The sequence below is a fragment of the Bosea sp. (in: a-proteobacteria) genome (assembly GCF_023953965.1).
GTDB lineage: Bacteria > Pseudomonadota > Alphaproteobacteria > Rhizobiales > Beijerinckiaceae > Allobosea.
The window spans coordinates 192,580-206,490 of the sequence record NZ_JAMLIX010000001.1 but is presented as its reverse complement, the minus strand read 5'-3'; the positions used below and the strand labels follow the sequence as shown (position 1 = coordinate 206,490).

The window sequence follows — 13,911 nt, the reverse complement described above, 5'->3', positions numbered from 1 at the left end:
CGAGATGCACATACGAGAACGGGGAACATGTCCCAGATAGCAATTGACATTGGCGGAACCTTCACCGACGTCGCCTGCCTCGATGACGGCGGCCGGCTGGTGATCGCCAAGGTGCCTACCACGCCGCATCATCTGGTCGAGGGCGTCCTGGCCGGCGCGCGCAAGGCGCTCGATCTCGCCGGGCTCGACCCGGCCAGCGTCACGCGCTTCATCCACAGCACGACGATCGCGACCAACGCCATTCTCCAGGAACGCGGCGCGGTGACGGCGCTGCTCCTGACGGAAGGCTTCGAGGACATTCTGGAAGTCGGCCGCCAGAAGCGGACCGAGATGTACGACAACAATATCGGCCCCGAGACGCCGGCGTTCCTGGCGCCGCGGCGTCTGCGCGCCGGCATTCGCGAGCGGATCGGGCCGGACGGCAAGGTCATCCAGCCCTTGGACGAGGGCCAGCTCATCGCGGCGGTCGGCGACCTCGTCGACCGGTTCGACGTCGAGGCGGTAGCGATCTGCTATCTGTTCGCCTTCCTCGACGACCGCCATGAGCGCCGCAGCCGGGAACTGATCGGCAAGCACTTCCCCAAGCTGAAGGTGTCGATCTCGTCCGAGGTGAACCCGGTGTTCCGCGAGTATGAAAGATGCTGCGTGACCGCCTTCGACGCCTATGTGCGGCCGGCCGTCTCGGACTATATCCAGGAGCTCGCCGCCGGGCTCGGCGGGATCGGCGTCAATGCCGAATTGCAGGTCATGCAGTCCCGGGGCGGGATCACCAATTCGGGGATCGTGGCGGAGAAGCCGGTCACGATGCTTCTGTCGGGCCCCGCCGCCGGTGTCGTCGGCAGCCAGTCCGAAGCGGCGTTGTCGGGGTTCAGCGACCTGATCACCGTGGATATCGGCGGCACGAGCTGCGACGTGGCGCTGGTCACCAGCGGCAAGCCGCTGATCTCCCGCGAAGGCCAGATCCGCAACTATCCGGTGCGCATCTCCATGGTCGACGTCAACACGATCGGCGCCGGCGGCGGCAGCTATGCCTGGATCGACGACGCCGGCGGCCTGCATGTCGGCCCGCAAAGCGCGGGGTCGGACCCCGGCCCGATTTGCTACAATCGCGGCGGCACCATGCCGACGGTCACCGATGCCAGCGTGGTTCTGGGCTATCTCAACCCGGAGTATTTCGGCACCGGCGAGCTGAGCCTCGACAAGAAGCTGGCCTGGGACGGCATCGCCGCGATGGCCGCCCGGCTTTCGATGACGCCGGAGGTTCTGGCGGCGGGCATTCACCGGATCGTCAACGAGCGGATGGCCAACGAGATCAGGCTCGTCTCCGTGCGGCGCGGCTATGACCCGCGGAACTTCTCGCTGGTCGGCCTCGGCGGCGCCGGGCCGGTGCATGGGGGGCGGCTCGCTTCCAGCCTGTCCATACCGCGGATGATCGTGCCGGCCGCGCCCGGCGTATTATGCGCCTTCGGCCTGCTCGCGGCCAATATCGAGCATGAGCAGACCAGAACCCTGGGCCGCCGGCTCGACGAGGCCGATCCGGCCGAGGTCGCCGCGATGTTCGCCGATCTCGACCGGCTGTGCGAAGCCAAGATGCGCCGCGAGAACGTCGACATGTCGCGGGTCGAGGTCACGCATCTGATGGACATGCGCTATGTCGGCCAGTCCTACGAGCTCGAAGTGCCGACCGAGGCCGTCAGGGGCCGAGCTGAGCTCAAGGCCGCGATCCTCGCCTACAACGAGCTCCACGGGCGCATCTACGGCTATACGCACCCCGAAGCGGTCGAGGCGATCAATCTGCGCAGCGTGTTTTCGTTCAAGGGCGGCCGCCCGCCAGTGGAGACGGCGCCGGCCGGCGGACGCCGCGCCGAGGGCTACGGGCACAAGGGCACGCGCCGCGCCTATTTCGAGGAGCTGGGCGGCTATGTCGACACGCCGCTCTACGACCGCGCGCGGCTGACGCCGGACGTGCCGATCGCCGGGCCGGCGATCATCGAGCAGCCAGACACCACCACGGTCGTCTATCCGGGGCAGGTCGCGACCGGCGACTGGGCCGGCAACGTGATCGTCGTGACGGGAGCGGAACAGGCGTCATGAATGTGGATCCGATCACGACCGAGGTTCTGAGCAACCGGTTCGACGTCATCGCCAACGAGATGGAAGTGGCGCTGTTGCGCGCCTCCTATTCGCCGGTGGTGAAGGAGGCGCTGGATGCGTCGTCGGCCCTGTTCACGCCCCAGGGCGACGTCATCGCCCAGGCGTCCTCGATCCCCATCCATCTCGGCTGCCTGCTGCCGGCGGTGCGCCGGATCATCGAATGCTTCCCGGTCGCGGAGATGGCCGAAGGCGACGCCTACATCATGAACGATCCCTATGATGGCGGCACGCATCTTCCCGACACGACGGTGGTGCAGCCCGTTCATTGCGACGGCGCGGTGGTCGCGCTTTGCGCCACGATGACCCACAACCAGGACCTCGGCGGCGCGACGCCCGGCAGCCTTCCCACCGACGCGACCGAGATTTTTCAGGAAGGGCTGTGCATTCCGCCGCTCAAGTTCCTGATCGGTGGCGCGCCCAACCAGACCCTGCACGCCCTGCTGCGCAAGAACGTGCGCCTGCCCGACACGCTGATCGGCGACCTCTACGGGCAGATCGCCGCCGGAACGGTGGGAAGCCGCCGTTTCCAGGAGGTCGTCGGCGAATACGGCGCCAATGTCGTCGGCGCCGCCATCCACGACATGATGAACCAGACCGAGGCGGCGACGCGGGCGGTCATCGCGGCGATCCCCGACGGGGAATATGTTTTCAGCGACTATCTCGACAATGACGGCGTCGAGCGCGACCGGCTGATCCGCATCCGCGTCCGGATGAAGGTGAGCGGCAGCGACATCCACTTCGATTTCGACGGCACGGACGGGCAGACGCGCGGGCCGATCAACTGCGTCCCGTCGAGCACCGCCTCGGGCGTCTTCTGCGCGGTCCGCATGATCGCCGGGCCGGGGATCGGCAACAACAGCGGCTGCTACAGGCCGATCTCGCTCACCATGCCGCCAGCCTCCGTGGTCAATCCGAACTATCCGGCGGCGGTCAATGCGCGCGTGGTCACGACGATCCGGATCGCCGATGCGATCCAGGGCGCGCTCGCGCAGGCGCTGCCCGACGCGATCCCCGCCGCCCATGGCGGCCCGCTGACCGGCACCTTCGGCGCCATCGACCCGAAGACGAGCATCAGCGTCATCACCAACGAGCTGGGCACCGGCGGCGTCGGCGCGCGGCCGGGCCGCGACGGCATCGACGCGCTGGAGTTCGGCCCGGTCAACTGCATGAACATCCCCGTCGAGGCCCACGAGCTCGGCGGCATCCTGCGCATCGTGCGCTCCCGCCTGCGTTGCGATTCCGGGGGAGCCGGCCGGTTTCGCGGCGGGCTCGGCACCGAGAAGACCTTCGAGGCGGTCCGACTGGATGTCAGGATCTCCTTGCGCGGCGAGCGCTTCTATTCCCGCCCTTGGGGTGTGCGGGGCGGCCACGCCGGAGAGCCGGCGCGCGCCTTCATCGAGACGCGGGACGGCGAGCGCCGCGAGGTGCCCTCGAAGCTGGTCTTCACCCTCCGGGCGGGGGATCGCCTGCACATCTTCACCGCGGGCGGAGGCGGATACGGCGATCCGCTCGACCGCGATCCGGAGGCCGTCGCGGGCGACGTTCTCGATCGCAAGGTGTCGGCCGAAGCCGCGCGCGAGATCTATGGCGTCGTCCTCGCCCCCGGCGGGATGAGCGTCGACCGGCCCGGCACCCTCGCCCTGCGCGACAGGATGCGGGGCGCGGGACCAGCCGCCACGGCGAATTTCAGCCATGGCGGAACGACGCTGAGCGCCCAGGGCATGGAGACGGCGGCGATCGCCCTGGCCGCCCATGCGGGAGCGGGCTGATGCGGGGCCGCGAGCGAGGACAGACCGGCAAGGGCAGGCGCGCCGTGCGGCGCGAATGGTCGGTGCCGCTGCTCTCGCTCAACGGCGTGGCCGTGCTCCTGCTGGCGGCCTTCAGCGTCTTTCCGCTGCTCTATGTCTGCTATCTCAGCGTGGTCGACCTCAGGGCGGGACAGGCGGTCGGCTCCTTCGTCGGGCTCGACAATTATCGCTTCGTGCTCGAGAACGATTCGACGATCATCGCCTTCCGCAACACGCTTTATTTCTCGACGCTGACCGTGATCGTCGCCACCCTGATCGGAGCGGCGATCGCGTTCGTCACCAGCACCGAGGCCTGGTTCGCCCGGCTCCTGCTGCCGGCGGCGATCCTGCCCTGGGCGGTGCCGGAGGTGGTGAACGCCCTGATGTGGAAGTGGATCTTCGATTTCCACTGGGGCGCGCTCAACGCGGTGCTGCACGGGCTGGGCCTGATCGAGGACCATCGTGCCTGGTTCAGCGAGGGCACCTCGGCGATGCACGCGCTGATCCTGGCCTATGCCTGGAAGCTCGTGCCCTTCGTGGTCATCACGCTCTATGCCGCGCTGAAGAGCATCCCGACCGACGTGATCGAGGCCGCCCGTGTCGACGGCGCCGGCGAGTTCGCCCTGTTCTGGCGCATCCGGCTGCCGCTCATCATCCCGGCTCTGGCGGTATCGGTTCTGCTTTGCGTCATCTTCTCGATGCGCGCCTTCGACCTGATCTATCTCCTGACCCGGGGCGGGCCGGGCGAGGCGACGACCGTGCTCAGCTATCACGTCTATACCAGCACCTTCGAGTTCGGCGACGTCGGCTCGGGGGCGTCGATATCCGTGTTCCTGGCCGTCGTGACGATGGCCGTCACGCTGGCCTACTGGTGGATCTTCAACAAACTCGAGCGGGAACAATGAGCGCGCGCGGCTGGAGGATCGCCCGGCGAACGACGCTGTTTGTGGCGAGCCTGCTGGCGTTCGTCTATCTGCTCGGTCCGCCGCTGTGGATGATCCGCTCGAGCTTCATGCTCGACAGCGAGCTCAGGACATTGCCGCCGCGATTGCTGCCGGAGCATCCCACGCTCGGCCATTTCTCGGCGATCCTCCAGCTCGGCGACGAGCACGGCGTCCTGGAGCGGAACACGAGCCTCAAGGATTTTCTCAAATCGGCGCGGAATTCGCTGATTGTCGCGACGGTGACGACGATCCTGACCACTTTTCTCGGCGCCGTCTTCGCCTATTCGATCTCGCGCTTCGTCGGCGCCCGGCAGCGCAAGCTGATCCTGCTCGGTCTGCTCCTGCTGAGGATGCTTCCGCTGATCGCGGTGCTGATCCCGATCTACCTGCTGATGCTTCTCGCCGGGCTGCTCGACACGCTGCACGGGCTGATCCTGGTCTATACCGGTCTGCTGCTTCCGTTCGCGATCTGGATTCTCGAGGGCTTCTTCCGGCAGATTCCGCGCGAGCTGGAGGAAGCCGCCTCGATCGACGGCGCGACCCGGTTCCAGACCTTCATCAAGATCATTCTGCCGATTTCGTGGAACGGGATGTTCGTGGCGGGAGCCTTCGTCTTCGTCTCCACCTGGTCGGACTTCGTGGTTGGCCTGATCCTGACGAACAGCATCCGGGCCTATCCGATTTCAGTGGTGATCGCGAGCAGCATGGCACCCTGGAACGAGCCGGACTGGGGCGTCCTCAACGCGGCGGGCCTGGTCACCGCGATCGTGCCGGTTCTGCTGGCCTTCGCGCTCAGGGGCATGGTCAGCGGCGGACGCTTCGCAGGGGCGACGAAGGGTTAGTGGAGAGCGGATGAAACGGGAGGAATGACGATGTTGAAGACTTCACCTTTTTCCAGACATTTGAAGACGGCGCTGCTGGCAACGGCCCTGACCGCCGGGGTCTGTTCGCCGGCGCTGGCGGACAAGACCAAGATCAAGATGCTGTTCTGGACCTTCCAGCCGGAGGCGGTGCAGGCGTTCGTCAATGAATTCATGCAGCGCAACCCCGATATCGAGGTCCAGATCGAAGGTGTTTCCTCGGCCGAATACAATGCCAAGGCCGCATTGATGTTCCGTAGCAAGACGCCTTTCGACGTCGCCTACATCCGCGACACGGCCTTGCCCGAATGGGTCTCCAACGGCTGGGTCGCCCCCATCGACGACTGCGCCGGTGTCGCGGAGGCGAAGAAGAACATGCTGCCGCTGGCCCTGCAGGGCCAGACCTACCAGGACCATCTCTACGGGTTGACCTACTACACCGGGATTTTCCCGCTCATCGTCAACAAGAGCATGCTCGCCAAGGCCGGGATCGATACCCTGCCGACGACCTTCGACGGCTGGTTCGCGGCGGCGAAGGCGGTGAAGGACAAGGGCATTGTGGAATATCCCATGGTGTTCCCGATCCGCTCCTATGGCTGGGGGGCGACCTATATCTGGGGCGCCATGGCCAAGGCCATGGGAGGCAAGGCCTTCGACAACGACTTCAACCCGACGCCCGAGGGGCTGGCGGCCCTGACATGGTGGCGAAAGGCGTTCGAGGCCGGCCTGGTCAACCCGGCCAGCATCGAATGGGGACCCGCCGACGCCGCGAACGTGTTCGTGGAAGGCCAGGCCGCCATCCAGTGGAGCATGCTGCTTTATGCCGGCAATGCCTTCGCCAACAGCGAGAAGTCCAAGGTGCGCGGCCAGGTGGTCCTGGCGAAGCCTCCCCAGACCGGCCAGCTCGTCGGGCAGGCGGCGATGTACGGCATCAACGCCCAGAGCAAGAACAAGGAAGCGGCGTGCAAGCTCGTCACCTTCCTGGGGACCAAGGATCAGTCCGGCCAGTACGCCACGCCCAAGGCCTGGGTGAAAGCGGCGACGCTGACCTGGGGCGAGCGCGGCATCGAGAAGGACCCCGACGTCCGCGCCGCGATCACGGGCTGGGGCGGCGACCCGGACCAGATCGCCCAGTTCCTCGAGGACGCGACGCATCTCAAGGACGTCCTGCCCTATGACAGGCTCTGGTACACGGAATGGGAGGACTATTCCAACAAGCAGCTGCAGGAGATCCTGATCGGGCGCGCTTCCGTCGCGGACGGCCTGAAGAGGATGTCCGATCGCGCCCGCGCCCTGGACAGGCGCTACAAGAAATAACGCTCGAAATACTGGCCGGCCCGCTTCCTTTCGGGAGCGGGCCGGTCACCGGACAGCGACCGGATCGTGTAGGCGGGCGGGTTTCGATCCTCTGGCGCGAAGGGCGGATGAAGATGAATTTCGAATGTATTTCGGTCGAACGGAGGGGGGCGGTCGCCTGGCTCTTCCACAACCGCCCCGAAGCGCGCAACGCCGAAAGCCGCCAGCTCCTCGACGAGCTGGACGCCGCCCTCGGCGAGGCGGTCGCGAACGACACGGTCCGCGTGATCGTGATCGCCGGCAAGGGCGAGCATTTCTCGGCCGGCCACGACCTGAAGGAAGCGCAGTCCAGCCGCTCGGCCTTCACGGTCGAGCAGCGCTATGCCTATGAGGAAACGCGATATTTCGACTACGCGCTTCGGATATGGGATTGCCCCAAGCCGACGATCGCCTCGGTGCAGGGAGCCTGCATGGCCGGCGGCTTCATGGTCGCCAACATGTGCGACATGATGGTGGCGTCCGAGGACGCCTTCTTTTCCGATCCGGTCTGCCAGAGCCTCGCCTCGGCGGCGGTCGAGGTGCTCGTGCACCCCTGGGTGATGGGCCTGCGCGCCGCCCACGAATTCCTGCTGACCGGCCGGCGCATGAGCGCGCAGGAGGCGCATCGCCTCGGCATGGTCAACCATGTCGTCCCGCGCGATCAGCTCGATGAGCGGACGACGGAGCTGGCCGAGAAAGTGGCGGGGGCCTATCCGTTCGCGGCGAAGCTCGTGAAACGCTCCCTCAAGCGCGCGGCCGATATCCAGGGTTTCCGCGCTTCGTTGCAAAGTCATTTCGATACCCATCAGCTGTCACACGTGTCCGATGAGTATCGGCGGATGCGCGAGGCGGGACTTGCCGCGGGGATCGCCAGAGGAAAAGGCGCGTCCGGGACATGAACGGCGACGGGGCTGCGCGGCGTCCGTTCGCGTGGGAGGCGTCCTATCCCGCGCGGATCGGCTGGGACGACCCGATCGCGGTTTGCGGGATCGGCGACTATCTGGCGAGCGCCGTGCGCAGATACCGCGACCGCGCTGCGCTACAATATTGTGAAGCCCGGATCAGCTATGCCGAGCTCGGCCGGCTCGTCCTTCAGGCGGCCGCCGGCTTTCTGGCATTGGAGGGCGCGCGGGAAGGCGGCGTGGCGCTCCTGCTCCCGAACACGCCCTGGCATACGATCTGCTTCTTCGGGGCCGCCTCGGCGGACCTGCGGATTGTGCAGCTGAGCCCGATGGATTCGATCCGGGAGCTGGAGCACAAACTGCGCGATTCCACGGCGCGGATCGTGGTGACGTTCGATGCCGTCGACTATCTGGCCAAATGCCGGGAATTGCAGGAAAAGGGCCTGATCGACCGGATCATCCTCGCCGACGACGCGCGTTGGGGTGCGGCCGACGAGACCGCCGGCGTTGCCGGGCTGACGCGCCTCGACGAGCTGATCGATCGCGCGCCCTTGCCGCGCCCGCTCGATGTCGATCCGCAGGGCATCGCGGTGCTGCAATATACCGGCGGCACGACGGGGCTGCCCAAGGGCGCGGCGCTCAGCCATGCCAATGTGATCGCCGCCGCCGAGATTTCGGCGCACTGGCAGTCCGTGCGCGCGAACTCCGAAGGCCGGCACGACCAAGTGCTGATGTGCCTCCCGCTCTTTCACGTCTTCGCGCTGACGATGACGAACCGCCATCTCGGCCATGGCAACACCGTCCATCTGCGCCGGCGCTTCGAGGTGGAAACGGCGCTCGACGACATCGAGCGCCATCGCATCGGCATCTTCCACGGCGTGCCGACCATGTTCATCGCCATGCTGGGCGATGCGCGGCTGGAACGGCGCGACCTGTCATGCCTGGATTACGCCACCTCCGGCGGCGCGCCGCTGCCTGCCGAGGTCGGCCGCAGCTTCGAGGCCCGCACCGGGATACGCATCCACCCGGGCTGGGGCATGTCGGAGGCCGCCGCCATTGGCTGCCAGCACGTTCCGGGCGGGGAGATACGTCCGGGCGCGATCGGCCTGCCGCTCCCCGGCATCGAGTTGCAGGTGGTCGCCCTCGAGGATCCCTCGCGCTTGCTGCCGGCCGGAGAGACCGGCGAGTTCCGGATGCGCGGGCCCAATCTGTTCGAGGCCTATTGGCGGCGCGAGCACGAACGGGACAAGGATTTCGTCGACGGCTATTTCCGCACCGGCGACATCGGCCACATCGACGCGGACGGCTACGTCTTCCTGACCGACCGCAAGAAGGACATGATCCTGTCCAGCGGCTTCAACGTCTTCCCGCGCACGGTCGAAGAAGCGATCTACGAACATCCCGATGTCGCCGAATGCGTCGTCATCGGCGTTCCCGATGCCTATCGCGGGCAGGCGGCGAAGGCATTCATCGTGCTGAAGGCCGGCAGGCGCTCGTTCGACCTCGACGAGCTGCGCGCTTTCCTGATGTCGCGGCTCGGGCGCCACGAGATGCCCCAGGCGATGGAGATACGCGACCGGCTGCCGAAAACGAGCGTCGGCAAATTCTCGAAAGTGGCCTTGCAGGCGGAAGCGGCCCGCGCCGCCTCATAGCCGGATAGGGAGACCCGCCAATGGAACTGGGCTTCACCGCCGAGGACATCGCCTTCCGCGAGGAAGTCCGCGCTTTCATCGCCGGCAATCTGCCCGCGCAAACCCGCGATCACATGAAGCAGGGGAAACATCCGACGGCGCAGATGATCCGGGACTGGCAGCGGCGGCTGAACGCCAGGGGATGGGCCGTCCCGCATTGGCCGAGGGAATGGGGCGGACAGGGCTGGGACGCCGTCAGGCGCAACATCCTGCGCGAGGAAACGGAGAAGGCCCCGGCTCCCAGCGTGCTGGCGTTCAACACCGACATGTGCGGCCCGATCCTGCTGGCCTTCGGCACCGAGGCGCAGAAGAAGCGCTTCCTGCCGCGCATGGCCAATCTGGACGATTGGTGGTGCCAGGGCTTCTCGGAGCCGGGGGCAGGCTCGGACCTCGCCAGCCTGCGCTGCGCGGCGGCGCGCGAACAGGACCACTACGTCGTCAACGGCCAGAAGGTCTGGACGACGAAGGCGCAGCATGCCGACTGGATGTTCATGCTGGTGCGCACCGACCCCGCCGCGCCCAAGCCCCAGCACGGCATCTCGTTTCTGCTGGTGGACATGCGCTCTGCCGGCATAACCGTGCGCCCGACCATCACCATCGACGGGTTCCACGAGGTGAACGAGGTCTTCTTCGACGATGTGCGCGTGCCGGTGGAGAATCGTGTCGGCGCGGAAAACAGGGGGTGGGACTGCGCCAAGCTGCTGTTGTCGAACGAGCGCACCGGCCATGCCAAGGTCGGCCCCTCGAAGGAGCGGCTGCGGACGCTGCGCGAATACGCCGCGACGGTCGAGAAGAACGGCGGGACATTGCTCGACGACCCCGCCTTCGTGACCCGTCTCGTCGATCTGGAGGTGCAGCTTAAGGCGCTGGAGATGACGACGATGCGGGTCCTGGCCGAGGATCGGGTCGATATCGCCCTGCGCAAGCCCAACCCCGGATCGTCGGTCCTGAAGATCCGCGGCTCGGAAATCCATCAGGCGATCAGCGCGCTCTTCGTCGAGGCCGCGGGGCTCTGCGGGCTGGCCGTGCCGGCCGGCGACGGCGGCGATGCCGGCTTCCCGGACTGGATGGAGCAGGCCCATCCCAACTACTGCAACATGCGCAAGCTCAGCATCTATGGCGGGTCCAACGAGATCCAGAAGACGATCATGGCCAAGGCGTTCCTGGGGCTTTCGTCATGAGGCTGGAGCCGAGCGAGGAGCAGGTCCTCCTCAAGGACATGCTGGGGCGGCTGCTCCAGGACCGCTACGGCTTCGAGCAGCGCCGGCAATACGGCCGCGAGCCGGCGGGGTTCTCCGACGGCATCTGGGCGGCCTATGCCGAGCTCGGCCTGCTGGGCATCGGCTTTTCCGAGGAAGAGGGCGGAATCGGCGGCGGGGCGGCCGAGGTCATGATCGTCGCCGAGCGCCTGGGCGCCCATCTTACCCTCGAGCCCTGGATCGAGACGGTGGTGACCGCGGGAAGCTTCCTGCGCCGCGGCGGATCGGCCGGGCAGTGCGCGGCGCGTATCCCCGCGATCGTCGCGGGCGGGCACAGGATGTCCTTCGCGCAGGCCGAGCGCCAGTCGCGCTACACGCTCCACGATGTCACCACCACCGCAACGCGGGTCGCCGATGGCTGGCTGCTGGATGGCGAGAAAATCCATGTGGTCAACGCCGATTCGGCCGGTGAATTCATCGTGACGGCCCGCATCTCAGGAAACCGCCGCGACCGGGACGGCATCGCCGTTTTCATGGTGGGCGCCGATACGCCCGGCGTGGGCATTTCCCCTTACGCGACCGTCGACGGCCGCCGCGCGGGAATTGTCCGGTTCGGCGGAGTTGCGGTTTCCGACGCGGATCGTCTGGGAGAAGCGGGCGAGGCCTTGCCCCTGGTGGAGGCCGCGGTCGATGAGACGCTGGCCGCGCAGGCCGCCGAGGCCCTCGGCTCGATGCAGGCGGCGCTCGACATGACGGTTGAGTACGTCAAGGCGCGCACGCAGTTCGGCCGCCCGATCGGCTCGTTTCAGGTCGTGCAGCATCGTGCGTCGGAGATGCTCGCCGCAGCCGAACAGGCCCGGTCGATGGTGCTTCTGTCCGCGATGATGGCGCGTTGCGAGGCGCGGGACGACCGTCGCCGCGCGATCAGCGCCGCCAAGGTCGAGCTCTGCCGCGCGGCCCGGTTCATCGGCGAGCAGGCCGTGCAGCTGCATGGCGGGATCGGCCTCACCATGGAATATGCGGTGGGCCACCATCTGAAGCACCTGAAGGCGCTCGAGGTCGCCTACGGCGACGGCGATCACCATCTGCAGGCCCTCGTCGAATTGGGCGGGCCCTTCGCCGGAGAATAGCATCGGATACTTCGTGAATGGAAATTCCAGTATCTTAATCGATAGATAGATGAAGCTGCGCCAGATATCGATTTTCCTGTTTCTCAGCGTAGCCTGGGGAAGCAACTTCATTTTCGTAAAATTATCGACGGCCTATATATCTCCGTTGCAGGTGACCTTGCTCAGGGTGTTGTCGGGATTTGTCCCGATACTGGCCTATGCGATATTCTGTCGACATATCAGTGTCGATCACATCAGGCACATGCGGCATTCCGCGGCCATGGCGTCGTTTTCGACCATCGGATTTTTGGCGGTCACCAAGGGGACGGCGCTGCTTCCGTCCAGCGTGGCCGGCATGTTGAACGGCGCAAGTCCGATCTTCGCATTTGCCTGCGCTGCGTTGTTTCTCGACAGTGAACGGATCGATTCCAGGAAAATCATCGGCGTTGCTGTCGGATTCGTCGGAATTGTCCTTATCGCGAAGCCATGGTCCATCGACGGGACAATCGATATCCGAGGGGTTGGCTGGATGGCTCTCGGTGCCCTCAGCCTTGGCGGCTCTTTCGTTTATGTGAAGAAATATGTCGTCCGCCTGAATATCCCGCCCTCTGCTCTGGCTGTCTACCAGATCGGCATAACCATCGTTGTTTTGCTGATCGTTACGCCTTTTGAAGGAACAGGCGCGGTTTTCGCGGACACGCGCGCCTGGACGGGCCTCCTGTTCGGATTGGGCCTGTGCGGCACGGGGCTCGCCTACATCGCCTATTACCGGATCGTCGAGGAGCTGGGTGCGCTCGCCGCATCGGGCGTGGCCTATGCGGTTCCCGTCGTCGCGGTGCTCATCGGAACGGTTTTGTTCGACGAGCCGCTGGCCGTTCTCGATATCGTCGCCATGAGTCTTATCTGTTCCGGGGTGTTCATGATCCAGTCCGATCTTCTCAAGGGGCGGAAATCGAGCGGATGAGGGAGCGGCAATGCTCTAGCCCCAGCCGCGTGGGGATCGCACGATGCAATCGCGAGCCCAGTTGCAGAAGTCGACGATCAAGCGGTTGTCCTTTTTGTCGTCGGGAACGACAATATGATACGAGAATTCGGACGCCGTCATATTGTCAAGAATGGTTCGCAGCTGACCACTGTCGAGCTCCCGCTCGATCAGGTAGACCGGCAGCAGAGCTGCGCCCAGCCCTGACAAGGCAGCCTCGATGACCATCGTGAACAAGTCGAAGCGGTGACCGCGATACGGTGTGTCTACCGAAACCCCATGCTGGTCGAACCAGTCCGCCCAGGCCTTCGGCCGCGTCGCCACATGCAGCAGGGGCATGGAGGCGAGGTCCGCGAGACAGCGCGGCGCGAAATGCTCGATCAAGGCGGAGCTGGCGACCGGAACGATGACCTCCCGGCAGAGCGGAAGGCAGCTCGCACGCGCCCAGACCGGCTGGCCGTAATGGATCGCCAGGTCGAAGGGTTCCTCCGAGAAGTCGAAGGGGTGCGATCGGGCGCCGACATTGACGGCGATGCCGGGATGTTGGGCGATGAAGTCGTGGAGGCGCGGCAACAGCCAGCGTGTCCCGAAGGTCGGCAGGGCCGCGATCGACAGGGATGACGACGACTGCGACGAGGCCATCGTCCGCATCATCAGGTCTTCCGCCATCACCAGGATGTGGCGGACCTCCGGCAGGAACCGCTTGCCCGCATCGGACAGCACCACGCGCTGCCGCACGCGCTCGAACAGACGCACGCCGATCTGTGTCTCCAGCTCCTTGATCTGACGACTGACCGCGCTCTGGGTGAGATTGAGCTCGCTCGCCGAGAGGGTGAAGCTGCCGAAGCGCGCGGCGCTCTCGAAAGCGCGCAGATTATCGACCGCAGGGATGAGCTTCCGGCTCACTCGGATCGGAGGGAAAGCCTTCGACATGCCGCGATAGCACCT

General features: G+C 66.0%; 11 protein-coding genes. 10 read left to right on the top strand and 1 reads right to left on the bottom strand.

The features are described from left to right. Positions 1–27: 27 nt before the first annotated feature. The 10 genes from M9917_RS00875 to M9917_RS00830 all read left to right on the top strand — a co-directional run bounded on the left by M9917_RS00875 (position 28) and on the right by M9917_RS00830 (position 12,945). The gene (locus tag M9917_RS00875; protein WP_297250422.1) at positions 28–2,094 is read left to right on the top strand and encodes a hydantoinase/oxoprolinase family protein; all 2,067 of its coding nucleotides are present in this window, start codon (positions 28–30) and stop codon (positions 2,092–2,094) included. Next, a complete protein-coding gene (locus M9917_RS00870) occupies positions 2,091–3,923 on the top strand; it encodes a hydantoinase B/oxoprolinase family protein (protein ID WP_297250420.1) in 1,833 nt (610 codons plus the stop codon). The genes M9917_RS00875 and M9917_RS00870 overlap by 4 nt, the downstream gene beginning before the upstream one ends. Next, positions 3,923–4,846 carry a carbohydrate ABC transporter permease gene (locus M9917_RS00865; protein WP_297250418.1) on the top strand — a complete coding sequence of 308 codons (924 nt, stop codon included), beginning with the start codon at positions 3,923–3,925 and terminating at the stop codon, positions 4,844–4,846. Before M9917_RS00870 ends, M9917_RS00865 begins: the two co-directional genes overlap by 1 nt. Further along, positions 4,843–5,727: a carbohydrate ABC transporter permease gene (locus tag M9917_RS00860; protein WP_297250416.1), complete on the top strand. Its 885-nt coding sequence runs from the start codon at positions 4,843–4,845 to the stop codon at positions 5,725–5,727. The genes M9917_RS00865 and M9917_RS00860 overlap by 4 nt, the downstream gene beginning before the upstream one ends. Positions 5,728–5,757: 30 nt before the next feature. After that, entirely contained in the window at positions 5,758–7,062 is a 1,305-nt protein-coding gene (locus M9917_RS00855; RefSeq protein ID WP_297250414.1) for an ABC transporter substrate-binding protein, read from the top strand. 107 nt (positions 7,063–7,169) lie between these two features. Then, positions 7,170–7,979, top strand: a complete 810-nt coding sequence (locus tag M9917_RS00850) for an enoyl-CoA hydratase (RefSeq protein ID WP_297250412.1) — start codon at positions 7,170–7,172, stop codon at positions 7,977–7,979. Further along, positions 7,976–9,634 (top strand): AMP-binding protein, encoded by a 1,659-nt coding sequence (locus M9917_RS00845; protein WP_297250410.1) that lies wholly within the window; start codon positions 7,976–7,978, stop codon positions 9,632–9,634. The genes M9917_RS00850 and M9917_RS00845 overlap by 4 nt, the downstream gene beginning before the upstream one ends. A gap of 20 nt (positions 9,635–9,654) precedes the next feature. Further along, positions 9,655–10,854 (top strand): acyl-CoA dehydrogenase family protein, encoded by a 1,200-nt coding sequence (locus M9917_RS00840; RefSeq protein WP_297250408.1) that lies wholly within the window; start codon positions 9,655–9,657, stop codon positions 10,852–10,854. Next, on the top strand, positions 10,851–12,002 hold the full coding sequence (locus tag M9917_RS00835; protein WP_297250406.1) for an acyl-CoA dehydrogenase family protein: 1,152 nt from the start codon (positions 10,851–10,853) through the stop codon (positions 12,000–12,002). The genes M9917_RS00840 and M9917_RS00835 overlap by 4 nt, the downstream gene beginning before the upstream one ends. Before the next feature lie 49 nt (positions 12,003–12,051). Next, entirely contained in the window at positions 12,052–12,945 is an 894-nt protein-coding gene (locus tag M9917_RS00830) for a DMT family transporter (protein WP_297250404.1), read from the top strand. Between the two features lie 15 nt (positions 12,946–12,960). On the opposite strand, the gene M9917_RS00825 is transcribed toward M9917_RS00830, so the two are convergent. Continuing rightward, a complete protein-coding gene (locus M9917_RS00825; protein ID WP_297254657.1) occupies positions 12,961–13,875 on the bottom strand; it encodes a LysR family transcriptional regulator in 915 nt (304 codons plus the stop codon). Positions 13,876–13,911 lie beyond the last annotated feature (36 nt).